Annotated in this window: 19 protein-coding genes and 1 riboswitch; of the genes, 6 read left to right on the forward strand and 13 right to left on the reverse strand. The window is 46.1% G+C overall.

What is annotated here, in order from left to right:
- Positions 1-41: 41 nt before the first annotated feature.
- The 3 genes from HUB64_RS19795 to HUB64_RS19805 all read right to left on the reverse strand — a co-directional run bounded on the left by HUB64_RS19795 (position 42) and on the right by HUB64_RS19805 (position 5,085).
- On the reverse strand, positions 42-1,388 hold the full coding sequence (locus HUB64_RS19795; RefSeq protein WP_173497682.1) for an amidohydrolase family protein: 1,347 nt from the start codon (positions 1,386-1,388) through the stop codon (positions 42-44).
- Positions 1,388-4,477, reverse strand: a complete 3,090-nt coding sequence (locus tag HUB64_RS19800; protein WP_173497683.1) for an amidohydrolase family protein — start codon at positions 4,475-4,477, stop codon at positions 1,388-1,390. The genes HUB64_RS19795 and HUB64_RS19800 overlap by 1 nt, the downstream gene beginning before the upstream one ends.
- A gap of 215 nt (positions 4,478-4,692) precedes the next feature.
- Positions 4,693-5,085, reverse strand: a complete 393-nt coding sequence (locus HUB64_RS19805) for an H-NS family nucleoid-associated regulatory protein (RefSeq protein WP_028761125.1) — start codon at positions 5,083-5,085, stop codon at positions 4,693-4,695.
- 310 nt (positions 5,086-5,395) lie between these two features.
- On the opposite strand from HUB64_RS19805, the gene HUB64_RS19810 reads away from it, so the two are divergent.
- From HUB64_RS19810 to HUB64_RS19820, 3 genes are all read left to right on the forward strand, one after another.
- The gene (locus tag HUB64_RS19810) at positions 5,396-6,145 is read left to right on the forward strand and encodes an electron transfer flavoprotein subunit beta/FixA family protein (protein WP_028761124.1); all 750 of its coding nucleotides are present in this window, start codon (positions 5,396-5,398) and stop codon (positions 6,143-6,145) included.
- Positions 6,146-7,072, forward strand: coding sequence for an electron transfer flavoprotein subunit alpha/FixB family protein (locus HUB64_RS19815; RefSeq protein ID WP_028761123.1), 927 nt, complete (start codon positions 6,146-6,148; stop codon positions 7,070-7,072).
- A gap of 95 nt (positions 7,073-7,167) precedes the next feature.
- Positions 7,168-7,364, forward strand: a riboswitch (Lysine riboswitch).
- A 79-nt stretch (positions 7,365-7,443) separates the two neighbouring features.
- A complete protein-coding gene (locus tag HUB64_RS19820; RefSeq protein ID WP_028761122.1) occupies positions 7,444-9,012 on the forward strand; it encodes a Na+/H+ antiporter NhaC family protein in 1,569 nt (522 codons plus the stop codon).
- Positions 9,013-9,156: 144 nt separating this feature from the next.
- Here the strand turns inward: HUB64_RS19820 and HUB64_RS19825 are convergent, their stop codons facing one another.
- Both HUB64_RS19825 and HUB64_RS19830 read right to left on the reverse strand, forming a co-directional pair.
- A complete protein-coding gene (locus tag HUB64_RS19825; protein ID WP_173497684.1) occupies positions 9,157-11,307 on the reverse strand; it encodes a M3 family metallopeptidase in 2,151 nt (716 codons plus the stop codon).
- 204 nt (positions 11,308-11,511) lie between these two features.
- Positions 11,512-13,611, reverse strand: coding sequence for a cytochrome c3 family protein (locus tag HUB64_RS19830; protein ID WP_173497685.1), 2,100 nt, complete (start codon positions 13,609-13,611; stop codon positions 11,512-11,514).
- A 541-nt stretch (positions 13,612-14,152) separates the two neighbouring features.
- Between HUB64_RS19830 and HUB64_RS19835 the strand changes: the two genes are divergently transcribed.
- Both HUB64_RS19835 and HUB64_RS19840 read left to right on the forward strand, forming a co-directional pair.
- Positions 14,153-14,749 carry a thymidine kinase gene (locus HUB64_RS19835; protein WP_028761119.1) on the forward strand — a complete coding sequence of 199 codons (597 nt, stop codon included), beginning with the start codon at positions 14,153-14,155 and terminating at the stop codon, positions 14,747-14,749.
- A 369-nt stretch (positions 14,750-15,118) separates the two neighbouring features.
- Positions 15,119-18,196, forward strand: a complete 3,078-nt coding sequence (locus tag HUB64_RS19840; RefSeq protein ID WP_105252041.1) for a transglycosylase domain-containing protein — start codon at positions 15,119-15,121, stop codon at positions 18,194-18,196.
- Positions 18,197-18,350: 154 nt separating this feature from the next.
- Here the strand turns inward: HUB64_RS19840 and HUB64_RS19845 are convergent, their stop codons facing one another.
- The 5 genes from HUB64_RS19845 to HUB64_RS19865 all read right to left on the reverse strand — a co-directional run bounded on the left by HUB64_RS19845 (position 18,351) and on the right by HUB64_RS19865 (position 22,820).
- Complete coding sequence (locus tag HUB64_RS19845; RefSeq protein WP_173497686.1) at positions 18,351-19,541, reverse strand: PQQ-dependent sugar dehydrogenase; 1,191 nt, start codon at positions 19,539-19,541, stop codon at positions 18,351-18,353.
- A 212-nt stretch (positions 19,542-19,753) separates the two neighbouring features.
- Positions 19,754-20,512, reverse strand: coding sequence for a sulfite exporter TauE/SafE family protein (locus tag HUB64_RS19850; protein WP_105252043.1), 759 nt, complete (start codon positions 20,510-20,512; stop codon positions 19,754-19,756).
- Between the two features lie 191 nt (positions 20,513-20,703).
- The gene (locus tag HUB64_RS19855) at positions 20,704-21,021 is read right to left on the reverse strand and encodes a hypothetical protein (protein WP_025008087.1); all 318 of its coding nucleotides are present in this window, start codon (positions 21,019-21,021) and stop codon (positions 20,704-20,706) included.
- A gap of 38 nt (positions 21,022-21,059) precedes the next feature.
- On the reverse strand, positions 21,060-21,662 hold the full coding sequence (locus HUB64_RS19860) for a DJ-1/PfpI family protein (protein WP_113940987.1): 603 nt from the start codon (positions 21,660-21,662) through the stop codon (positions 21,060-21,062).
- Positions 21,663-21,797: 135 nt separating this feature from the next.
- Positions 21,798-22,820 carry a hypothetical protein gene (locus tag HUB64_RS19865; RefSeq protein WP_173497687.1) on the reverse strand — a complete coding sequence of 341 codons (1,023 nt, stop codon included), beginning with the start codon at positions 22,818-22,820 and terminating at the stop codon, positions 21,798-21,800.
- A gap of 268 nt (positions 22,821-23,088) precedes the next feature.
- Here HUB64_RS19865 and HUB64_RS23255 point away from each other — a divergent pair, with 268 nt between their 5' ends.
- Entirely contained in the window at positions 23,089-23,325 is a 237-nt protein-coding gene (locus HUB64_RS23255) for a hypothetical protein (RefSeq protein WP_254451441.1), read from the forward strand.
- Positions 23,326-23,390: 65 nt separating this feature from the next.
- Here the strand turns inward: HUB64_RS23255 and HUB64_RS19875 are convergent, their stop codons facing one another.
- The 3 genes from HUB64_RS19875 to HUB64_RS19885 all read right to left on the reverse strand — a co-directional run bounded on the left by HUB64_RS19875 (position 23,391) and on the right by HUB64_RS19885 (position 25,890).
- Entirely contained in the window at positions 23,391-24,047 is a 657-nt protein-coding gene (locus HUB64_RS19875) for a 3-oxoacid CoA-transferase subunit B (protein WP_006082325.1), read from the reverse strand.
- A gap of 127 nt (positions 24,048-24,174) precedes the next feature.
- Positions 24,175-24,879, reverse strand: a complete 705-nt coding sequence (locus HUB64_RS19880; protein WP_173497688.1) for a CoA transferase subunit A — start codon at positions 24,877-24,879, stop codon at positions 24,175-24,177.
- 87 nt (positions 24,880-24,966) lie between these two features.
- On the reverse strand, positions 24,967-25,890 hold the full coding sequence (locus tag HUB64_RS19885) for a hydroxymethylglutaryl-CoA lyase (RefSeq protein WP_028761110.1): 924 nt from the start codon (positions 25,888-25,890) through the stop codon (positions 24,967-24,969).
- Position 25,891 lies beyond the last annotated feature (1 nt).

Raw genomic sequence — 25,891 nt, forward strand, 5'->3', positions numbered from 1 at the left:
TGGTAGGCTGCGCTGATGCGATATTATTATCTGAGTAAATTCTACCGCTTAAGGTACTTTTGATAAAGCTGCTGATGGCGATTATTCAGATCTATCTGCCGCCCTTCAATCCAGATAGCCTCAATTTTATTGGTCATAGGGTCGAGAATGTCCCCTTCGGACAGCACGACACTGCCTTGGTATCCCACCGCTATCGCCCCTAAATCCTCCACACCTAACAGTTTTGCGGCATCTAAGGTGATGGACTTAAGTGCTTGTTCAGGCGTTAAACCATAAGCGGCGCTGTAACCTGCGGCGTAGGGGAGGTTACGGCTATTCCAGTCCGATGAGAACCCAAGGGCGAAGGGAATACCTGCATTGGCGAGTAAAGATGGGATCTTAAAGGGTAAATCGACTGGCTCATCTTTACGTTTAGGGAGACTCAAGGTATGAGGGTAAATGACCCCAGCTTTAACTTCCCTTAGGCTTGAGTCCAAACGCCATGCATCGTATCCGCCGACAATTACCAGTTTGAATTGGTATTTTTTCGTCAAGGCGATCACTTGCTCAATTTGGCCAACACTTTCGGCATGGGCAAACAGTGTCGCTTTGCCTTGGTATAGCGGCAACATGGCCTGCCAGCGCAGGTTGTTGGTCGCGGACTGGGGATCTTCATTCTGGTTTTTGTCTTTGCCGTTGGCCTTATCACTTAAGAAATAGCGATAGCCATCTTCAAAGGCGATATTGAGCTTGTCGATCGCCTGCTGATTTTTCTCGATGGCCTTGGCTTTCTCTTTTTCATCTTCTGGCATGCGTTTGATTTGCGGCCAATAGACATGGAACTGTCCAGCACTTGGTGTCATTGCATCTTCAATCGTCCATGCATCGAGATCCACCAGTACCGATTGTCCTGCTAACCCATCACCGCTCGGAACGATTTGTGCGTGGGTAATGCCGTTGTAACGTATGGTCGGGATGAGCTCCGAATCCGGATTATAGGCTGTGGCCGCGCTGATCTGTGGGTTGATGTAGCCCACCTCGGCGTTATCGACCGTTGGGCGGCTCATTTCAATTTCGACTAAGCCTAAGCTGGTGTCTAGGGCGATTAAGCCCGGATACAAGTGTTTACCGCTGGCATCGATGATTTGAGTGTCACTGGTTTCTGCAGTTGCATTGTTGATTTGGCTGGTCAGTTGAGGTCCAACGGCCGTGATCTTGCCATTTTCAATTAAGACGTCTGTGTTGCTGAGCACGCCTTGAGTGACTGTGTGCACAGTGGCGTTTTTAATCAGTACGCTGCGGCTTTGTTTAGGCGTAGGTACGATATCATTGGCCATTGCTGGGGCCTGCGTGATGCAAATTGCGCCGAGTAGCGCCACAAACAAAACGGTTTTAGATAAATGTTGCATTATTTGGCTCCCTCATGAGCGTGGCCCCATGCCTGATAGTGGGTGTCGCAGTGCCACTGTGGCTCGTTGAGTGGCGTGATTTTTTCACCCGCTTTAGTTTGGTCATCACTGCTGAGAATTTTTTGGATAAGTGCGGCGCGCTCGTCCACCACAGCTTGCTGGGCAACTTGGTCTTGGTCGCGGTCAAAATAGCGTTTTCCTTCAACCCATGCCTGCGTCACTTTGGCGTAAATCGACAGCGGCTCTGCGTTCCAGAGTACGATATCGGCCATTTTTCCTGGAGTAAGTGAACCCACAAATTCATCGACTCTTAATTGCTTGGCCGGATTAATAGTGACCATGTTCCAAGCATCTTCCTTCGACATATTGCAATACATCATAGACTTAGCCGCTTCTTGGTTGAGTCTGCGCTGCATTTCATAATCGTCTGAGTTAATGCTGGTGATCACCCCCTTGTTTTGCATCAGACACGCGTTTTGCGGAATCGCATCATACACCTCAAACTTATAGGCCCACCAATCGGCAAAGGTCGATGCGCCAGCACCATGGGCAGCCAGTTCACTCGCCACTTTGTAACCTTCGAGCACATGGGTAAAGGTTTGTACTTTAAAGTGATAGGCCTCGGCTAAGCGGATAAACATCAGGATTTCTGACTGCACATAGGAATGAATATGTACGTCGCGTTGCTGGTTTAATACTTCGGCCACTGCTTGCAGACGGTAACTTGGGCGCGGAGCGACAGTTTTCTTTTTATCGCTGGAGCGCAGATTATCATAGGTTTTTAACGCCTTTTCATAGGCGATAGCAGCGTCGAAGGTTTCTTCAAATAACGCTTTTACTCCCATGCGAGTCTGGGGGAAGCGCTGAACAAATTTCTCGCCCCAATTACTCTGTTTGACGTTTTCACCTAAAGCAAATTTGATACTGGCGGGCGCGTTAACAAATTTGAGTTGTTCAGCTGGCTCCCCCCATTTCATTTTGATCAGTTGTGATTGGCCACCGATAGGGTTGGCGCTACCGTGGAGTAATTGCGCGCTGGTGACGCCGCCCGCTAAGGCACGATAGATTGAAATATCGTCGGGATTAATAATATCGCCAATGCGTACTTCAGAGGTTACTGCGTCTGTTCCTTCGTTAGTACCGCCATTAATGGCGATATGCGAGTGTTCATCGACTATGCCGGCGGTGAGGTGTTTACCCGTTGCATCGAGGACTTGATAACCTGATGGCGTACTTAATTGTTGGCCAATTTTTTCGATGCGGCCATTGGCCATCAAGAGATCAGCATGTTCGAGAATGCCTTGTTTATCCGATGTCCACAGGGTGGCATTTTTGATGTGTAGCTTCTCAACATTAGGGGCTTTGCTCAGTCCGTAAGCGACGTTAGGGAAGGTGAGGTGACTCAGTAGGCTCGTGCTGGCTTCATTCTTGGGAGCTTGATTGCTTGCTTGGTCTGCTTTTTTGAGCTTTGCAGTTTGAGTCATTGCGACACCGGCAACATTTGTAGTGCGACTTTTTGCATCGACCATACGACCTTGAATGCCGTCATCGGCCATCCACAGCGTAAAGCGGCTAAGGCCATTAATGCCTGCGGCGCTCAAATCGGCAGTAAAGCTCAATTTCCCGTTATCATTTAACTTAAGTTGAGTGAGTGAGATACTTTGTTCGCCACTGCTTAAATTGCCTTGGATGTTGGGTTTATCACTTTTACTTTCATCATGTAGCGATAAATCTAGCGTGAGGTTATTGAGGCTTAATTGGTAATCTCCCAGTAATCGTGCTTGGGGAAGTGAGCGCAGACTTTGCTCCTGACCTTGTAACCAAACACTGTAGATCTGGCCATCTTTAAAGATATTGCCTTTAGTGATAACAAAGTCAGCCATATAACCGGGCGCGAGTTTACCGGTAAAGTCGGCGGTGCCTGTCATCTCTGCGGCTTGGGTGGTGAGTGCCACGAGAGCGTTTTCTTCACTTAAACCTTGGGCGATGGCTTGGCGTAGGCGCGGCCAGAAGGCATCGGTCTTAATCCCAAACTGCGTTAACGCAAAGGGGATACCCGCGTTAGCTACCGCTGCAGGGTTGGTTGGTGCACGTTCCCACTGTCTTAAATCCGCCAGTGATACTTCACGATCAGCGTCATCTGTCCCGACATCGGGTGCCTGCGGATAGTTTAAAGGCAAGATCAACGGATAGTTCAGCGCCTTTAACTCATTGATGCGTGAGTATTCTTGACCATTACCAAGTAGGTTGGCTGGCAGTTTATGTTCTTTGAGTAAATGGGCTGCACGTAATTGGTCGTTGAGATTTTTGGTTTCAAAGATAATTTGCTTATCGGCTAAATTATCTAAACGCTCAAAGGCGATATTAAATTCGACTTGATTGTTTATTGCGCCATTGGCAGGTTTGTTTTTATTTTGGTTATACCAATTTGCATCGGCAAAGGTTTGCCTAATAAGTGCAATGCTGCCCATTAATGATGAGGGATAATCTTGTTCAGACGAACCTTTATCAAATGCCATAAAAGGTTGACTGCGGGCGCGATAAATCACTTCATTAGCCGTTTTGTCCGCTAATGACAGACTGACAGCCGTCCCACGGAAGATACCGTCGAGTTTGCTACTTTGCACACTGGTGAAACCATTATTAATCCACTCTTTTGCGCGTTCTTTATTGGGGTAAACGTAATTAAACCATTCTTTTTCAGAATGAATTGCACCATTTTCCGCATTACCACCGATACGTTTTATATCATAGACGGGGCGAGTGAGCTTTAGTTTGGGATATTCGAACTCAATCCCATAATCGGTAAAAGGATCGATAAATCCGGGATAAATTGTATAACCACTCAAATCGATTCTAAATGCGCCAGCTGGAATGTCGTTGTGCTCAATAATGGCTTTAATTCGATTATTTTCAATTAATAAAGTGGCATCGCTTAAACGCTTTCCCGGGGCAATAATTAATTCAGCATGGGTAAATGCAGTGAGTTTACTGGATGTTGTTCCAGTATTGAGTTGGGCAAATGTTGTTTGTGATACTAAGCTAGCGATTATGCTGCAGCTTATCATTATCTTATTGTTTATCTGCATTATTTTATTCAATCGAGTGAGGGTGAACAAAGAGTAACTGAAAGCAGATGTAAATACTAAGGCTGAATTGTAACGTAATTTGAGTGGGAGTGAGGTGCGGAATTAACGGCTGTCGTTTAAGTTTGAAACGGTTGATGGATATAAAAAAGCTCGCAACTAATGCGAGCTTTTATGCAAACTTGTGTTGGCAATTAGCGCCATCACACTTGGTTGGATTAGATTAAGAAATCTTCCATAGAACGACCTTTGTTGATCTCGTTCTTAAATACGGTAGGCATACGGCCTTGGCCAGTCCATTGAACCATTTCACCGTCAACTTCAATTTGGTATTTGGCTGGACGAGGAGCGCGTTTCTTCGCAGCAGCTTTAACAGCTACGCCACCTAAGTCATCAATTGATAAACCAACGGCTTCCATTTGTTGACGGATTTCTTCAATCTTAGCATTACGAGCTGCCATGGCTTGTTCTTCTTCCTCAGCCATAGACTCGCGTTCTACTAAAATTTTATCTAATTTGTCGGCTAAATCACGTAACTCTTCAACGCTAAGTTCTTTTACTGCAGCTTTAAAACGACGGCCGTGAGTTAATATCTCTAAAAATTCGCTCATATCTATTTTCGTCCCACTCTATTTTTAATACAGGATAATGGTGAACAACACCTAAATGATAGAAACTAATATAGCTCGAATCAAATAAAATTATGCGTTTTAAGGAAATTAAATATTATTTATTTTTTGAACTTTTCTTATTCCCTCAAATAAGTGTCCAAAAAAGTGGCCGTTGCAGCGGATTAAAAAATACAAACAGGCGTTTGACTTTGGTTGACGTTAACGTTAACAGGACGTAAAGTTGCTCTATCCTGCATTGGTATTAACCAATGTTTTGTCCATGTACATGAAAGTGTAGGAAGGAAACCCTATGAAAGTATTGGTGCCCGTTAAGCGCGTTGTTGATGCCAATGTGAAGGTCAGGGTCAAAGCTGACAATACAAGTGTTGACACTGCAAACCTAAAAATGGCGTTGAACCCTTTTTGTGAAATCGCAGTAGAAGAAGCGGTTCGTTTAAAAGAAGCGGGTAGCGCTACTGAAGTGGTTGTTGTCAGTATTGGTAATAAAGCCGTGCAAGAACAACTGCGTACCGCGCTTGCATTAGGCGCAGATCGTGCAATTCATATCGATACTGAAGAAGAGCTCGTGCCAGTGTCTATCGCCAAATTGCTCAAAGCGGTACAAGACAAAGAACAAGCAGAGCTGGTGATTTTTGGTAAGCAATCCATCGATGGTGATAATAACCAAACTGGCCAAATGTTTGCCGCGTTAATGGATATGCCACAGGCGACCTTTGCTTCAGAAATCAAATTAGAAGCGAATACATTACAAGTCACCCGTGAAATTGACGGCGGCATGCAAACTCTTAAACTGCCTTTACCTGCTGTTGTGACCGCCGATTTACGTTTGAACGAACCCCGTTACGCTTCATTGCCTAACATAATGAAAGCCAAGCGTAAGCCATTAGAAGTATTTACTGTGGCAGACTTAGGCGTGACGTTAAAGAGTCACCAAACGATTGTGAAGGTCACTCCGCCAGCTGAACGTAAAGCGGGCATCATGGTAGCGTCGGTAGCTGAGCTAGTTGAAAAGTTAAAAAATGAAGCGAAGGTGATCTAAATGGCCATTTTAGTATTAGCTGAACATGATAATGCAGCACTGAAACTCGATACGGCAAAAATTGTTACCGCTGCCCGTGCCATAGGCGATGAAGTACATGTCTTAGTTGCGGGTCACCAATGTGGCGCGGTTGTCCAAGCGGCACAGGCACTACAAGGCGTTAGCCAAGTACTCGTTGCCGATGCCAGCGTGTATGAAGCGCATTTAGCGGAAAATTTTGCCAAATTGCTGGTGGACTTAGCGCCAAACTATGGTCACATTCTGGCCTCGGCTTCAAGTTTAGGTAAGGACACGCTTCCGCGCGTGGCGGCTTTATTAGATGTAGCGCAAATCTCAGAAGTTATTACCGTCGTCAATGCGGACACCTTTGTGCGCCCTGTGTATGCGGGTAATGCCTTAGCGACAGTGCAAAGCCATGATGCCATTAAAGTGATGACAGTGCGCGCCAGTGCGTTTGACGCTGCGCCAGAAGGTAACAGTGCGGCTGTGACGACACTTGATAAAGTGTTTGAAGCGAGAACTCAGTTTGTTTCTCAATCGCTGACAGTTTCTGCCCGTCCAGAGTTAGGCAATGCTGGCATTATCGTTTCTGGCGGCCGTGGTATGGGCAGTGGTGAAAACTTCGGCATGTTAGAACAACTTGCTGACAAGCTTGGTGCTGCGGTTGGCGCATCACGCGCTGCAGTTGACGCAGGTTTTGTGCCTAACGATTTACAAGTGGGTCAAACCGGTAAAATCGTTGCGCCAAACTTGTATATTGCCGTCGGTATTTCTGGCGCGATTCAACATTTAGCCGGCATGAAAGACGCTAAAGTCATCGTTGCAATCAACAAAGATCCTGAAGCGCCGATTTTTCAAGTAGCCGATTATGGACTCGTTGCAGATCTGTTTGAGGCGGTTCCTGAGCTGATTACAAGTCTCAGTTGATTTTATCTGTGATCTAGGTCACATTAAGTGGCTTTGCGGTAGCATCTGCTAAGCCGCTTATGTTTTTATGTGCCTCACGCCCGTGCAAGGGCGTTCTTAGAAGTAGAGGCGCGCCAAATATTAGTAGTGATCAGTAGGGTGATTCCGTTGATCGATTGCGAAAGGATTTGGTGCCGAAGTGGTTCGATTTATCACGATCAACTGCTGGGGTTGTACCTAATAGGTGCAGCACTGCCATAGTATTTTCCGATATGGATATTGGGAATAGTTACTATGGAGCGCTACTGATAGGACAGGTGACCTTGGGTATCTATTGCCTTTTCCCACCAGTTCAGTCGCCCTCCATTCGTATTTAACGAAGATAATAATCAATGACTGTTATGAATTATGCCGATTCGGCACTTTCCTTGTTGCCGCCTGCGGTGGCTATCGTGTTGGCGATCTTGACTCGCCGTGTACTGCTTTCTTTGGGGTTAGGTATTTTAATTGGTGCTTTATTGCTCAATCAATTTTCACCTTTAGCAACGGGTGAGTTTGTATTCAATGGCGTTAAAGGGCTTTTTTGGACTGATAAAGGTCTAAATTCGTGGAACTTATATATTCTCGGTTTCTTAATTGTACTGGGAATGATCACAGCGTTAATTACCGTAAGTGGCAGCGCGCGGGCTTTTGCCGATTGGGCTCGTTTACATATACGTAATAAACGTGACGCTAAACTATTGACCATGTTTTTAGGTTGCGTAGTTTTTATTGATGATTATTTCAATAGTTTAGTTGTTGGTTCGGTCGCTCGACCTGTTACCGATCGTTATTATGTTTCCCGCGCTAAGTTAGCTTATTTATTAGATTCTACTGCGGCGCCTGTGTGCGTTATATCTCCAGTTTCGAGCTGGGGCGCTTATATTATCGCACTCATTGGCGGGATATTAACTGCCCATGGTTTTGCTGATACGGGTCATTTGAGTATTTTTATTCAAATGATCCCGATGAACTTTTACGCAATCTTCTCCTTGTTATTATTACTTTTTGTTGTCTTTATGGGACTAGATGTTGGGCCAATGCGTGAGCATGAGCTCAATGCCCAACGTGGTAATTTATACGATGAGTCTAAAGGATTACCGCCTGGGGCGAACGCGGATTTACCTGAAGCCGAAACCGGTAAGATTTTAGGTCTGTTCCTGCCGATTACCGTGTTGGTATTTGCAACCCTCTATTTCATGATTAACAGTGGCGCTCAAGTACTCGCGGCGGAAGGGATTGAATTTAATATTATTTCTGCTTTTGAGAAAACCGATGTCAGTTCATCACTTTTCTTTGGTGCATTAATTGGTCTAGCGGTTTCGCTGATATTGAATTTAGTGCAAGGCGTTGAGAAATTGATGATAGTCAAAGGTATAGTGCAGGGCGCTCGCTCTATGCTGCCGGCGATTTACATCCTGTTATTTGCTTGGACAATCGCAGGTGTGATTGGTCAACTCGAAACCGGTAAGTTTATGGCGAGTTTAGCAACAGGAAATATTCCGTTCGCGTTTTTACCCGCCTTAATGTTTGTGCTAGCAGGTATTACCGCGTTCTCAACTGGTACTAGCTGGGGTACGTTCGGGATCATGTTGCCGATTGCTGCTGATATGGCGATGGGAAGTCACACTGGCATGATGTTGCCTATGCTTGCCTCTGTGCTGGCGGGGGCTGTATTTGGCGATCATTGCTCGCCGATTTCCGACACGACTATCTTGTCGTCTACGGGCGCCAGTTGCCACCACATCGACCATGTGGTGACTCAGCTACCTTATGCACTCATTGCGGCGTTTATTAGCTTAGTGGGTTATGTGGCACTTGGATTTACCGAGTCGGTTGTCGCGGGTTTAGTGGCTTGTAGTGTGGCATTTGTGATCAGTATTATCGTACTTAAAATCAAATCTAAAGGCGCAATTAGCTAGACGTTAATTGAAACCTTTCACTGCAAACGTTCACGACAAATAAGTCAAAAAAAATCAGCCAGCATTATGCTGGCTGATTTTTTTGGTTAAGGCTGAGTTTGTCTTTATCTCTAGCCTATCGCATTAAGGCTATCAACTCTTAGCTTAGCGTGCTTGATCTAGACCGCGGCGTTTAAGTAAGCCTTCTGTGGTTGGTTCTTGTCCGCGGAAGTTTTTGTAGGCGTCCATTGGCGCTATGCTATTACCCACTTCACGGATCGTTTTGCGGTACTTCATGCCGATTTCACGATTGAGCCCACCTTGGGTTTGTACATAGGCAAACGCATCCGCCGCTAAAATCTCACTCCACATATAAGCGTAATAACTTGCCGAGTAACCGCCGGGGAAGGCGTGGGCAAAATAGGTCGACTTATAACGCGGAGGTACAGCACTGATGTTTAAGCCGTGCTTTTTCAGGGCATTGGCTTCAAAGGTTGGTACATCTTGCAGCGGGGTATCTGGGCTTAATGAATGCCATTCCATGTCTACTAATGCAGCGGCCATGTATTCCAGAGTGTCAAAGCCTTGGTTGAAGCTGCCTGATTTCAGCAGTTTTTGCAGCAGTTCATCGGGAATGGGTTTGCCTGTTTCATAGTGTTTCGCGTAGTTCGCTAACACTTTTGGATGGGCGGCCCAATCTTCTTCAAACGTCGATGGAAATTCGACAAAGTCGCGTGAAACCGAGGTGCCCGCCAGACTTGGATAAGTCACTTTAGAGAACATGCCGTGGGTGCCGTGACCCATTTCATGGAACATAGTGGTGACTTCGTTATAGCTGACGAATGTGGGTTGACCTTCGGGCGCTTTCTTTATGTTCATCACGTTGACGACCACAGGTTTAGTGCCTTCGAGGAAGGATTGACCGACGAACGAACTCATCCAAGCGCCACCACGTTTACCTTCACGGGCAAAATAGTCGGCGTAGAAAATGGCCATGCTTGAGCCATCGGCATCAAACATTTCGTAGGCTTTCACATCGGGATGGTAAACCGGTAAATCTGGGCGTGGTTTTAAGGTGACGCCATAGAGTTCTTTGAGTGTGTAGAATACGCCGTCTTCGAGAACGCGGTTAAATTCGAAGTATGGGCGAATGCTATTGGCATCGAGAGCGTATTTTTCTTGGCGGACTTTTTCTGCGTAAAACTCCCAGTCCCACGGTGCCAGTTCAAATTTCCCACCGGTTTTAGTGATCATGGCTTGAATGTCGGCCGCTTCTTTCTCTGTGTTAGCAACTACCGCAGGCACCATTGAACCAAACATGCTGTAAACCGCTTCGGGTGTTTTGGCCATTTGCGGTGCTAATCGATAACTTGCCCAGTTTTCATAGCCTAATAGTGTTGCGCGCTCGGCTCTGAGTTTCGCTAAACGAGATACGAGTGACGCAGTTTCGTTTTCACCAGTTAAGCCACGGTTCGCTGAGGCTTCCCAAATACGCTGGCGTAGCTCACGGTTTTCCAGTGATGCCAACACAGGTTGGCGAGTGGTGTTGGTGATGTTAATCAGATACTTGCCATCGTGACCGGCCGCTTTGGCATCGTTCGCGGCTGAAGTGATTTCACCGTCGGTTAATCCAGCAAGTTCACTTTTTGAATCCACCACAACGGCGATTTCTTTGGTTAAGCGTAATAAACGCTGAGAGAACTCATTCGTTAGTGTTGATTGTTCTTCATTTAACGCGCGGATTTTAATTTTTTGTTCATCGGTAAGTTTAGCGCCAGCCATGATAAAGCGTTGGTGATATACCTCAACCAAACGTACGGCTTCTGGGGTTAACCCTAAGTTGGTGCGGTCGTTATAGATGGCTTCGATACGGGCAAATAGCGCTGGGTTTAAGTTGATATTATCTGAGTGGGCCGCCATTTTGGGCGCCATTTCGCCTTGGATTTTACGCAGTTCTGGATTGCTGTTTGACCCTGCTAAATTATAAAACACGCTTGATGCACGGTTGAGTAGGGCGCCGCTTTTCTCCATAGCCACAATCGTATTATCGAAGGTTGCTGCTGCCGGATTATTGGCTATTGCGAGAATTTCTTGGTACTGCTCTGCCATGCCTTGCTCTAGGGCTGGCGCGAAGTGCTCATTCTTGATGAGGCTAAAATCAGGGGCTTGATATTGCAGGTTACTGGCTTGGAACAGCGGGTTTTGGGTTTGTACCGAGATAACGTTAGGTGCTTTAGTTTCTGTGCTGCTGCAACCTGCCATGAATCCGGCGGTGAGAGTGGCGCCGATGGCGATGGCAATAAAACTTTTATGCATAATTGAGTGACTTCCTTTGAATTGTTGTTTTTTTAGGACTGTAACGTTAGTAACTTAAATAGGACTGAAAATGGCTTGTTATCGGGTAATGTCTAAGTAAAAAAGGAGCCTCGCATTAGCGAGACTCCTTTGGCTATTTCCTTGCAGGGAAAATAGGTACCGCTTTTTACTTACTTCTTAATCACGCGATGATGAGATGATTAATTAGCGAGTAAACTTGTGGTATTTATCAATACCAGAACTTCTACCTGTGTCATGACATACTGCACAGGATTCAGAGGTCGGTTGTTTAAACCAATCAGCCACACTTGGTACGCTGATTTCACCACCGTTGCTTGCCATATGCGCCTTAGCAGAATCGCTAGTGTGGCAGGCATAACAGTTAGCGGTGACAGGACTGGTCATTTTGTTACCTGGCTCAAGAATGTATTGATTTGGCACTTTGCCTAAATCAATCGCTTTTTCGTGACAGGCAACACAGCTAGTTGAGGCTTCAATTGCGCCTGCACCGTTTGCGGTTTGCGCTTGAGTTCCATCAGCTTTAACTTCACCGACTTTAGCGCCATTACCCCAGTGCCAGCTGTGTACCATAGGACCAAAACCTGCGCCTAAGGCTGCTGATGTACGTGCCATGCCGTTGTCATGGCAGGCGATACAAGCTTTACCACCTTCATCGAAGGCACCATTTTTGTGGAACGCAGTGGCATCGTTGTGACAAGTAGTACAGCTGTTAGTACTCGCTATCTCACGACGTTCGAAGCCAGAGACCTTTTGAGTGGTGACAGGGTTAACGACATCTGAGTAAGCCGTAAAGGATATGCCCATAGAACCATCATAACCTGTCGCTCTTAGGCTGCCATTACTTTGGTAGCGTTGCTTGCCATCATATTCCATCCAACCAGCGGTACTGAATGTCACGCGGGCAGAATAAACATAGTTAGCATTCACTGCGCTGATATCCGTCAGTAAATGACAGATATTTTTAGTGCCGTCAGTGTTGTAACCATAGTAGTAGTTAGTACGGTTACCTGGGCGACCCACTAAGCTGCCATTTTCATAGGAATGTAAATAAGCGCCCGCATAAACTACGGGTTTCTTAGCGTCATATACTAGCGGGCTAGAATAGTTAAAGTTGTCTTTAATACTAAAGACGTTACCATCGGTGTCTTTCACTGTCAGCGTTGTACACCAGCCTGGGGCGGTTACTGCAGCCGCAGCACCTGTTGGCGCATAGTGGTCTGTCTTGGTAGAAATATCATCTACTTTAACAGGTGTTGATAGACTCAATTTATACTTAGCGCGAATCGCTTGGCGTTCGGTTATACCCGCTTTGCTTTCGTGCATAATGCGCAGATCCGCACCATTACTTGGGATAATAGCCCCTGGTACGCCACCACTGTCATGGCAATCAATACAACCGGGTCCAGCTACGTTGATGTTTTTAGGTGCTTCAACGTGACAAGATGTACAGTTTTGTACTGAAAAGTCTTTAGTAAAATCTTGGTGATTGATATGACCAATTTTAGATAGGGTGTTTGTCGCATAGCCACCCGTAGAGAAACCTTCAGCATTGACAACTGCGCGGCTAACTGAGCCGTGACACACTAAACAGCCTTCCACGAAGGTGACTTCGCTGTCCATGCCGGTAGCGACATAGCTTGCATGACGACGAGGGCTTGTTGAATAGTCGATATGGCAAGAGTAACAACTATCAGTTGTGGTTGAATGGGTGCCTTCAGGTTTGTTAACGACCAGAGGTTTAGAGGTCGCAATACCATTATTACCACCGACACGTAACCAAACGATACCTTCAGTGCTTGGATTAACCCCTTTCATTGGTACTTTAAATTGGTAATGACCATCAGCTAAAGCGGTCAATTCAGCGCCGACGGTTGCTTGAGTTGCTTCACCGCCAATATGGACGTTATCTGCAACACCATTTTTATCAGCTTCGGTGCGGTTAGTGATGAAGCCTTTATCTGTTAGTGCCGCCACTTTGGCTTGAGCATTTAACAGTCCGTTGATTAGGTTATTGTTTTCATCTGTAATTTCAAATTCGTAAGTGATACTGCCTTCGCCAAAGCTATAGTTGATCACTTTGACGTTAGTCATAGTAGAACTGGTGACAGGGGGCGGTGTTCCAGGCTCACCGGGTGTTCCAGGTTCACCAGGTGTTCCAGGGATACCGGGCGTTCCTGGTGCTCCATCTACACCATCTTTACCATCATCGCCACAGCCAACAAGGGCGCCAGTTAGTGCTAAGGCAACTAAATATGCCAGTTTTCTAGAGGTGAAAATTCTCATCATAATCTCCATTTGATCCAATATGCGAATAAAGGACGGAGTGGAGCACTAAAGTTTGCAGGGTAGATTAGTGCTTTGACCGTTGGTCTCAATTTGCAAGCTATCGAATACTTTTCTTTTTTTAATTGAGCACGTTTTGTCTCGAATGAAATATTACTGTTAACGCTATGTTTATTTTTTGAGCGCAAGCCCATTTATACCTATTACTTTGGAGGTAGATCGCACTTTTTAAATTTAACTTTTACTAATTTTTCCTTATGAAACAACATTTAAGTTTCAGTTAAGCTTTCATTAACAATTGAACGGCATCGGGGCGTTTTTTATGTTTTTTGCAGGGAAGAGTATTAAATGAAGTGGACTAGAAATATTTCAGGAGGCGATTGGGGATTAAAATGATTGATAAGTTGGTGTCATTGCAGAATTTCATGATAAAAGCTTAGCGGCTGCTAGTGTTCTGATGTGAAGCGCAATGTTAGACTAGCGCTCAATTTGGCTCTGGTAGCAGACGCGTAAGCGCTAACGTTTTTAAAGGGTATAAGTCTTGGCTCAATTGTATTTTTATTATTCGGCAATGAACGCGGGTAAATCCACTTCCCTATTACAGTCATCCTATAACTACCGTGAACGCGGTATGAATACTTTGGTCATGACAGCCTCCATAGATGACAGATATGGCAAAGGTAAAGTGGCCTCACGTATTGGCATTGAAACCGAAGCACAGGTATTTAGTAGCCAAGATGATTTGACTCAAATGATTAGCGATGTGCATCAAGCCACGCCATTAAGCTGTGTGCTAGTGGATGAGTGTCAGTTTTTGAGTAAAGAACAGGTTAAGCAGCTGACGCATGTGGTCGATAATATTGATATTCCTGTACTCTGCTATGGCCTAAGAACGGACTTTCAAGGCGAACTTTTTAGCGGCAGTCATTATTTATTAGCTTGGGCCGATAAATTAGTTGAGTTGAAGACTATTTGCCATTGTGGACGTAAGGCTAACATGGTGGTGCGTCTTGATGGTGAAGGCAAGGTGATGCGCGAGGGTGAGCAAGTGGCGATTGGTGGTAATGAAAGTTACGAGTCTGTCTGTCGCAAACATTTTCGTGAATTTATCTGGGATGCGCATGAATATGTGGGATGAGGCTTCGTTAATCGCGTGTGATTATTGAGCGACTCATTCTTTTTGTGCGACTTAAATTAGCTCGTTTTGTTTTTAAGTCATACTGTCTGTTGCCTTAATCGCTGAAAATACCTTGATATCAACAAATTAATATTTGGCAAAATGTACTATCAGCTTAACATTAGTATTGATTAGTGGCGGTTGTGGGTCACAGGCACCCTTCTTTACAGTGAAGTTAGGTTTGATAAAGTGTGGAACATCATGGGTACTAAGACTAATTAATAGAGCCGGATAATGGCTAGATGAGTTTGATATCTTGCTTTACTGAGTGGCAACGGATTTGCTGAGTTGCATGAAAGATGAATATTTTAGTGTTTTTTTGGAGCTGTTTTGCCTAATTCCACATCAGAGATGAAGTTCGAAAATTATCGTCCTCGTCCACCACAACCTGAGCCTAAAGCTAAGGTTAAGCCGCCGCGTAAAGCCAGATCAAAGGGCAGGGTCTGGTTCTTATTTTTCATTCTGATTTGCTGCGCTGCATTGCTGATTGGACTTGAGGTTAAAACTTCGTTTTATCAAGCAAAATTCATCAATCAATATGCTAAGACGCTCACCTATGAATTAGAAAGCTCACCGAGCCAAGCGGTTATTTATCCTAGTTATGGTCCTTTCGATGAGCGCCATGGCTACAGTAAGTTACCTCAGTATATTGATAGGTTACTGCAACGAAATTTTCAGGTAACGCAACAAGTGGCGTTTTCGCCAGCGTTGCAGGAATACGCTCAACTTGGATTTTTTCCGCCTTACCATGAAAAGGCTCAATCTGGGTTGACGCTGCTCGATTGCCGCAATACCGATTTATACGAATTTGCCTATCCTAAACGGGTTTATCAGGACGACGATAAGATCCCCAATGAAATCGTTAATACTTTACTGTTTATTGAAAACCGCGAGTTATGGACGACGGAAGAGAAACTCAATCCGGTGATCGACTGGCCACGTTTTGTGGTGGCAGGCATGAGCCAAATTGCTGAAATGGTTGGTATGAATGTCTCTACCGCAGGTGGCAGTACACTCGCGACTCAGATTGAGAAATTCCGCCATTCTTCCCAAGGTTTAACCTTGAGCATTAAGGATAAGTTACTGCAAATTGGCTCGGCCAGTGTGCGCGTGTACCAACAAGGTGAAAACACTGAACCTGCTCGTAAGCGCATCGTTCAAGATTATCTGAATACCGTGCCATTATCTTCGGCGCCAAATCATGGTGAAGTTCATGGTATTGGTGATGGATTGTGGGCGTGGTTTGGTACCGATTTCGATACTGCAAACAAGCTGTTAGCATCGCCGCAGATCAAAGGTAATGCCACCAAGCGCGGACAAGTATTCCGACAAGTTGTTGCCTTGATGATCGCCCAACGTCGTCCGTCCTACTATCTATTGCAAGGTCATGAAGATCTTGAGAACTTAGTCGATAGCCATATCCGTTTACTCGGCCAGTATTATTTGATTGATCGTGGTCTACGTGATGCTGCACTCGCGCAGAAATTGCAGTTTAAGGTCGCCAAGCCGCAGCGTAATACCCAATCTGGCGCAGATAAGGGCGTGAACACAGTTCGCATTCGCACCGCAGGCATGTTAAATGTGGGGCTGTATGATTTAGACAGGCTCGATTTGACGGTCAATAGTAGCTTACACAGTGACTTACAGCAGAAAGTCAGTCACTACTTACGCAGTCTGGCGCAAGTGCCTACCGCGGAGAAAGTGGGTCTGCTTGGCGAACGGTTACTCGACCCAAGCCAACTGCAAAACGTACTGTATAGCTTTACGCTTTATGAGCGCACTGAGACCGCCAACCGAGTTAGAGTGCAGACGGATAGCACCGATCAGCCTTTTGATATTAACGAGGGCAGTAAGTTGGAATTGGGCTCAACCGCTAAATTGCGGGTGATGGCGACCTACTTAGAAATCATTGCCGAGATCCACGACAAGTATTCCAAGAAACATGGGATTGAATTGGAATCCATCATTATCGAACCAAGGGATCATTTAACCCGTTGGGCGATTGATTACTTGATTTTGAATCCCGACAGACGTTTAGACCGCATGTTAGATGCGGCGTTACAGCGAGAATATTCGGCCTCAACCAGTGAACAATTTTTTACCGGTGGCGGGTTGCATGTGTTTAATAACTTTAAAAAAACAGAAGATTTAAAAACGCCAACACTTTACCAAGCCCTGCAGGATTCGGTTAACTTGCCGTTTGTGCGCCTTATGCGCGATATCGTGAATTACAGCAGTAGTATGCAAAACGAGGGCAATATGGCCCAGTTGCTGCGTAATGATAAAGATCCGCGCCGTGACGAATATCTGCGGGTATTTGCTGATAGAGAAGGTAATACCTTCGTTACTAAGTTTTATCGCAAGTACAAAAAAGTGGCTGCGAATGAGCGTTTTGACATGTTTTTTGACGGTTTGTCCCAGTCGGAGCAGCAGTTGACGGCGGCGTATCGCTATTTACTGCCCGATGAACCTATGGCGGCATTTAAGGCTTTCTTGAAGCAAAGATTGCCGCAGGTAAGCTATACCGATGGTCGTATTAAGAGCTTATATAACAAGTACGGTCCGGATAAATATAATTTGCCAGATCAAGGCTATATCGCACGGGTGCATCCCTTGGAATTGTGGGTGCTGGATTACCTTAATCATAATCCTGATGCCAACTTGAACGATGTTAAGCAGGCGAGTGAAGCACAACGTCAAGAGGTTTACCGTTGGTTGTTTAGGACAAGGCATAAAAACGCCCGTGACGTACGAGTGCAAGTGATGCTTGAAGTTGAAGCCTTCCTCGACATACATCAACGTTGGGCGCGTTTAGGTTATCCCTTTGATTCTATGGTGCCATCCTTAGGCTCAGCGCTGGGTAGCTCGGGTGACCGACCCGCAGCCTTAGCCGAGCTGATGGGCATTATTCAAAATGACGGCTATCGTTTGCCCACAGTGCGTATCAATCAGCTGCATTTCGCCGCAGATACGCCCTATGAAGTGAGATTACAGAATCAGAATACCCAAGGTGAGCGGGTAATGCGCCATGAAGTAGCACAAGCCTTAAAAGCAGCGCTGGCGAACGTAGTGCAAAACGGTACCGCACGTCGTTTAAAGGGCATTTTTACCGATGAAAAAGGTGGCATGTTAGCCATAGGCGGGAAAACCGGCACCGGTGATAACCGTATTGTGACTCAGATGCAGCAAGGTAAAAAAGTGGCGACTACGGCGATGAACCGCACTGCGACCTTCGTGTTTTATCTAGGTGACAAATACTTCGGTACTTTGACCGCCTTCGTGCCAGGCAGTAAATCCGATGATTTTAGTTTTACTTCGGCGCTGCCATTGCAGGTGATGAAGGGCATGATGCCTATTTTAGCTCCCTATGTACAAACCGAGCAGGGCATGTGTGTGGTGAACGAATAAAGGCATGAATTAATAAGTGCCACGCCAACGACAAAGAGTGTTCCAGATGAACACTCTTTGTCGTTTTAAGGCTTAAATTATCTATCGATTGAGTTTATTGCTGTGGTTAACATGGTTTAGTTAAAGCACTGTGATAAAAGTGCAGCGATTAAGATTACTGCGGCGATAACTGGTAAATTTTTGATTTAGCTTCATCGGTTACGAGATAAATCAGTCCATCTGGCCCTTGCACGACTGAGCGTAATCTTTGCCCTAATTCAGTTTTCAGCAGCCGTTCTTCTTTAATTATCTTGTCGCCATCAAGCACTAAACGCACCAGTGTTTTTTCCTTTAGGCTGGCGAGTAACAGATTATTTTGCCACTGTGGAAATTTATCACCTGTGTAAAACATAAAGCCCGCCGTGGCAATCGACGGAACCCATTTGTAGACGGGTTGCTCCATTCCCGTTTTATGGGTACCTTCGCCGATGTTGCCGCCGCCATAATTCTCACCATAGGTAATCACTGGCCAGCCATAGTTTTTAGCCGCTTGGTCGATATTGAGTTCATCGCCGCCCTGGGGGCCATGCTCGCCCGTCCACAATACTTTGCTGGTGGGATTAATGGCCGCGCCTTGCATATTGCGATGACCGATAGACCAGATCTCGGGTAAGGCGCCAACCGTATTGGCGAAGGGGTTATCCTTAGGCACTGAGCCATCGGCATGAATACGCACCACTTTGCCTAAATGATTGTCTAATGTTTGTGCGCTATCTTTTTCGCTATAGCGATCACCGAGTGTGATAAACAGTGTGCCATCAGGCGCCCACACTAAACGAGATCCAAAATGGTGGCCGCTGTTGACTTTAGGTTGTTGACTAAAAACGCGGGTGAGATTTTCAAGCTTGTTACCATTGAGCGTGGCAAAACTGACCGCTGTGCTATTGAGCGTATCACCTTCAGCGGGTTCTGAATAACTGAAATAGATTTTTTTGCTGCTTGCAAAATCGGGCGCAAGCACGACATCAAGTAAACCACCTTGACCTTTGGCATACATAGGCGGTAAACCCGTTAAGGGTTCACCCACTTTGCCTGCGGTGCTGACAATGCGCATTCTGCCGGCGCGTTCAGTCACGAGCATACTGCCGTCGGGTAAGAATGCCATACCCCAGACATTCTCTAACCCTTGGGCTATGGTTTTTACCTGAATATTACCCGTTTCCGTTTTGACGCTAATGGTCGCTGCGCTAGCGGTTTCGGTGTAAATAGCCGGTGAGCATGCAATAAGACACAGGGCAAGATTTAAGGTGCTTAGTTTCAAGGTCTTTGGCATTAATTTACTCAGTCTCAAGGTCCTCAGTTTCATCGCTATCCTTAATCACAGTGTTCTCCTATAGGATGGATCAGAGTAACAAGTCAGTCACATAAGGGCAATTTATCGGCGAGACCTTGTATCGAAAATTCGTCTGTCCAGCTTTTATGAGTTTAAGCTTCACAAATCAAAAGCCTAACGTATGAAAACTAACGTATGAAAACTAACGTATGAAAACTAACGTATGAAAACTAACGCATGAAAAACTAGCGCATGAAAAAGCCTAAGGCCATCGCTAAACCGACGATCACAATAAAGCCGCGTAGCAAGGGCTGTGAAATACGGTAGGCCAGCGCCGCCCCCACATAACCACCGACAATCGCCATAACGGCAAGCAGCAACAGATATTGCCCATCAATCACATTGCCCGCGGCATAAACCACAACGGCGATGGCGGTGAGCAGGGCTGAAATCAGATTTTTAAGTCCGTTCATCCCATGTAGATTGGTTTGCCCCATCAGGCCAAAACTTGCGAGTAGTATGATGCCTAAGCCACCATTAAAATAACCGCCATAGATACACACCGCCGACAGCATTATCAGTGCCGTTATCGGACTTAACATTGGCGTCGAGGTGTTTTCGCCTTGCTCTGCGATTCTTCGTTTGAGTAACCAAGGGCCAACAATAAAGGCCGCGGTGGCCAGTAGAATCAGCCAAGGGATCAGCTTTGCGAAGACTTGCTCGCTGGTGGTCAGCAAAATACCCGCGCCAATACTGCCGCCAATTAAAGCAATTAAGATCAGATTCTTAAGGCTAAGACTCGCCGGATATTCGATATCCTTTCTAAAACGCCATGCGCTGGCGATATAACCAGGCAGCAGCGCGGCTGTCCCCGTGGCATTCGCCGCAATCGGTGGAACCCCGACAAACACTAACGCTAATAGGGTAATAAAACTGCCTCCACCGGCAACTGCATTGAGCATGCCGCCTAAAAAGCCCGCGAGTGCAATAATAAGCCAGTCCATAGATACCGCTCCTTTGGACAATGAGAGAGTTAAACAGAGCGCTAAAAATGTGTCTGTTATTATGAGTCAATCTAAGCACTCACCCTAACATGATGATTTCGATATTGAAAGTCGCGTAATGATTCGTTACATATCGCCATTCGTGAAGGTGAAAATATAGGATGAGTGAGCAGGCTTTTATTTGCTTAGTGCTAGGGGACTTGGTCCCAAATACCAGACATAAAAATAACCGCTGCTATGGCTTCACTTTGCTCGGTAAAAACATCTTCTCCCCAACAGTTTTGCCCACGTTCTTGGTAGTAAACATGAAAGGTACTGAGCATAGGTGTTCGAATGCAATACCAACCATCGAAGGTATTCTTAGCAAAATTGACCCAATACTGCGCATCAGCAGTTTGGATTTGCTGAATGAGTAATTCATTTTGCGATAGCAAGGCCACAAGCTCATTCTGGGTGGTTATTTGATGCTCGGCTTTTATAGCCTCGAGAAGATTTTTAAGTTTTATCATGGGATCTTTTTCATTCATCGAGAGTATCTACATCACTTTTAACGAATGGCCGCGGAGATGGAGGATTGGATTAATGCTTCAAAAATATCTGTTTGCCCAGCAGGAATAAGCTGCCTGTGAATTTCGCGGCGTTTCGCACTGTCGAATAAGCGCTCCGCAACCCAGCCAGTTAAATAGAGTGAGGACAAGCAGCCACCCGCAGTGGCAATATTGCCATTAATCACGAGGGCGCAGTCTTCTACATCGACGCCCATGGCAACTAGGGCAGGTTTTGCATCGGGGTGAGTCGTTGCTGAAAGATTGTCGAGTAGCCCTAATTTGGCAAAGAAGAATGACCCCGCGCAGATACTGCCAAGCAATTGTCGTGTGGGATCTAATTTAAGGGCGGACATAAACTCAGTATCAGCAAGTGCCGCAGGTACGCCTTTGTAACCACTGCTGAATAATACCACGTCGGCATCAGCGACTTCGGCCACATGACCATCGGTTGCAACCGTCATCCCCAAGCTTGATATGTGGCTAGGTTTGGTCCCGAGTACTTTTACTGTCCAATCGGTTTTTGTACGGCCGAGAATATCGCGCATTAAGAAGAAATCGATATCGGTAAATTCATCAAATATCACAATCGCAATCTGGTACATAAGCTTTCCTCTGGCTTGTATTGTGGATGACTTAAGGCTTGAATACGCTCAGCTTTAAGCCTTGGGTCCTCAATATGAATAGAATCATGATTTATTGGTTATCCATTTTTTATGAAAATTTGGTTAATCAAAATCTTAACCAGCACTAAACGATGGCAGTCGCTTGGCGAAAATAGCATGGGCATCAAAATCTTGGCTTTGCATTCTGGTTAATGTGTTGGTTAACACTTCATCGGCTGCATCTTCAATCCGCAGGATCTTCTCTGCTGCGACATAGTCGCTAAACGCTGTGCAGACTTGTTCAAACAAAGCTGTGATATCGCCAAAGGCCGGATGACTGAACTGCGGATTAGGCAAGCCCCTGAGGTCACGAAGCTTTAGCAGCATTAACGCCGTCAACGGTATGTATGATAGATGTCCATTGTGGAACTCAAAAAAACACTTTTTATCCCCGATGATCGCTTGTTCTACCTGATCATCGCAGAGGGTTTGCAGCATAGTGCTGATGAATTCGATATCCTGTGTATCCCAGTTATCTAAAAATGACGCATAGGAGAAAGGAGCTGTTTTTCGCAGTGTCACTTGCACTTCCGTGGCAAAAGGCGGCTCAATAACGCCCAAATAGCGCCCATACAGCAGCACCAAAAAATCGCCAATAAAGCCATGGGAGCGAACAATCCAGCCCGAACGCCGCGCGGTTGCATCAGCGTGGTACAGCTCGTCCGCCTCACGTTTAAGCCCAGCTAACAGCATCAGCACAAGCCGAAACACGCTGATTGTAGACCACATAGCGTTTGCTATCCCGCCAGTTTTTTCTAGCGATGAGCAATATTTATAGTAATCAATGGCGGTTGCAAAATAACCGTAAGCAAGCGAGCACATAAGCGGCTTAGGCTCAAGCAAGCCCAATTCAATATAGGTAAGTTGGGCTACATAGCCCCAATGACACTCGGGTACACCAAACTCAGCTCCAAATAATTCCCACTGGCGAAAATCCTCATCAAACTCACGATATTGTTTCACTCTCTCGAAACCATCTGTCATCCCACTGTCGATATAATCGGTCAGTAAATACTGGTCATATTCAAAGACGTTTTTGGCATAATCGCGCATATGTTTACGACTGCGACTGCGCTTATTGAGAAACTTGGCTAACATCTTGAGCATCCTTATTATTTAGGCTGCGGCAAGTTTACCGCAACGGCGCTAAATATCACTATCTGTAGCACTTTTGAAGCAAGCATTAAGCGACTCCGTTGTAGCGATGGTGAACACACATTCGCCAGCAAAGAACCTTGCTAACATATGGTGTTATCAGTTTAATGCGCGACATTGTTCATTATTGAATATGCTGGGATGGGGAGTAAACCGCACTCTTGCGTTGGCGACCATCGGAAAAAGGGACTTTTTCGTTGAGCCCCCAAGGATGGGTTTACGGCGTGTCGCCAGAGCATTAGTGCTGTTTATGGCGATAAGCTCTCAAAAAGTACCTAGACTGCAAAAGCTCACAGAAAACAAGGTTTGTAGTGAACAAGCTGGTGGTGAATTTTACTCATGGTTCTCCGCTTCGTGGGGACAACAAAAGCAACGAGGCCCAGAATCATTTTTTGGGCCTTGTTGGTATCGTAAAACGTCGGTTAACGCTCAAAATTCTTTAGGTTAAAGCTTCAAACTAACTTGAGTTTCAACCTTAGCCGCTATACGTTACTTGCGCATTTTAGAGAACGCTTAAAACACCATTTCTGGTACATGCTCTGGCACGATTAACTTGCCAGCAGTTTTGCTGACGATTTCTTCTACGCTGACGCCTGGCGCGCGCTCTAACAAATGAAATGCGCCATCTTTGATTTCGATAAAGGCTAAATCTGTGACGACGCGTTTAATGCAGCCGTAACCAGTCAGCGGCAATTCGCATACGGGCAGTAGCTTAGAATTACCGTATTTATCGGCGTGCATCATAGTCACGATAATGTTTTCAGCGCCGGCGACTAAATCCATCGCGCCGCCCATGCCTTTGATGAGTTTGCCGGGGATCATCCATGAGGCGATAGAGCCGTTCACATCGACTTCAAAGGCGCCGAGCACGGTTAAGTCCACATGGCCGCCACGGATCATGGCAAAGCTTTCCGCCGATGAGAAAAACGAGGCGCCTTTGACTGCGGTAACGGTTTGTTTGCCCGCATTGATTAAATCTGGGTCGATGGTGTCTTCGGTGGGGAATTCACCCATGCCGAGTAGGCCGTTTTCCGATTGCAACATGACTTCCATGCCGCTGGGAATATAGTTAGCGACCAGTGTTGGAATGCCGATGCCGAGGTTAACGTAGTAGCCGTCTTTTAATTCTTTGGCGACGCGCTGAGCCAGTTGTTCTCTTGATAATGCCATGATATCTATCCTTTCTATTTGGCTTTGACGCTTTGGTCTTTACTCTTAGGTTTTTACCCTTAGTTTTTACTTTAGAGATCTAAGTGCCAATTGCGTTAACTGTGTTTCAAGGTTTTGCTAGCGCCTTTTATTTCGCGGCTTTTACCGTGCGCTGCTCGATACGTTTCTCGAACTTGCCTTGAATAACGCGGTCAACATAGATGCCCGGCGTGTGGATATAATCTGGGTCTAGCTCGCCCGGCTCAACAATAAACTCGGCTTCAACCACAGTGATTTTGCCTGCGGTCGCCATCATAGGATTAAAGTTGGCGGCGGTTTTACGGAATACCAAATTACCCATGGTATCGGCTTTCCATGCACGCACTAAGGCAAAATCTGCGGTCAACGATTCTTCTAACACGTAATGGCGACCTTTGATTTCGCGGGTTTCTTTACCATCAGCGACTGGCGTGCCGTAGCCTGTAGCGGTGAAAAATGCCGGAATACCTGCGCCGCCTGCGCGGATTTTTTCCGCTAATGTGCCTTGGGGCGTTAAAATCACGTTTAGTTCGCCAGAGAGCATTTGCTGCTCGAAAGTGGCGTTTTCGCCCACGTAAGAGGCGATCATAGTGGCGATTTGGCGATGTTTTAACAGTAAGCCAAGGCCGAAATCATCAACGCCCGCGTTGTTCGAAATCGCCGTTAAGCCGTTAACGCCCATCTTAACCATTTGATTGATCAAGCCTTCTGGAATGCCGCATAGGCCAAAGCCGCCGACCATAATGGTCATGTCGTCCGATAAGCCTGCTAACGCTTCTTCATAGCTGCTGACGACTTTATTGAGTCCTGCCATTGTGATGTCCTTTTATGCTTTAGAAAACGCGCGGGAAATAACGCGCGTTTTTAATAACGGTTGTTGGTGTCGTTAATGGTTTTTGTTTTATTTTGCTAACAGGGCAGTGGCCACTTTCGAACCGTTGTTGCGATTCAACTGTGTGCTGATCGCTTGCCCAGCTAACGCGAGTTTTTGTAAATCGATACCCGTTTCGAATCCCATGCCGTGCAGCATATACACTAAGTCTTCGGTGGCAAGATTGCCCGATGCGCCTTTGGCATAGGGGCAACCACCAAGACCCGCAACCGAGGAGTCAAACACCCGCACACCTAAGTCTAAGCAGGCCAAAATGTTGGCTAATGCTTGGCCATAGGTGTCGTGAAAGTGTAGCGCCAGTTTTTCGACTGGGACGCGCTCAGCCACTGTTTGCAGCATTCTACGGGCTTTTTGCGGCGTGCCTACACCAATAGTGTCGCCGAGCGATATTTCGTAACAGCCCATTTTGTAAAGGATTTCAGACACACGGGCCACTTCACTGACCGCTATCTCACCTTCGTAGGGGCAGCCGAGCACGCAAGACACATAACCGCGCACCGGAATATTGTGTTTTTTTGCTAATTCCATCAAAGGGATAAAGCGTTCAATCGACTCTTCTATCGAGCAGTTGATATTGCGCTGACTAAAGCTTTGTGAGGCGGCGCCAAATATTGCCACCTCACTCGCTTTTGCATCCAGTGCTAGTTCAAAGCCTTTAACGTTGGGTGTGAGAGCGCTATACACCACGCCGCTTTGACGCTGTATTTGCTTGAGCACATCGGCAGAATCAGCCATTTGTGGCACCCATTTAGGTGACACAAAGCTGCCTGCTTCGATACGCTTAAGCCCCGCACCTGCCAGCGATTCAATCAAGGCGATTTTAGCTGCCGTCGGCACTGCGACTTCGTTTTGCAGGCCGTCGCGTGCGCCCATCTCGAAGATGCTGACCGTGTCTTTGGCGTTCGCTGCTTGGCTTAGATTGGCTAACGACATC

It is taken from the genome of Shewanella sp. ISTPL2, assembly GCF_013283205.1.
GTDB classification, from domain to species: domain Bacteria; phylum Pseudomonadota; class Gammaproteobacteria; order Enterobacterales; family Shewanellaceae; genus Shewanella; species Shewanella oncorhynchi.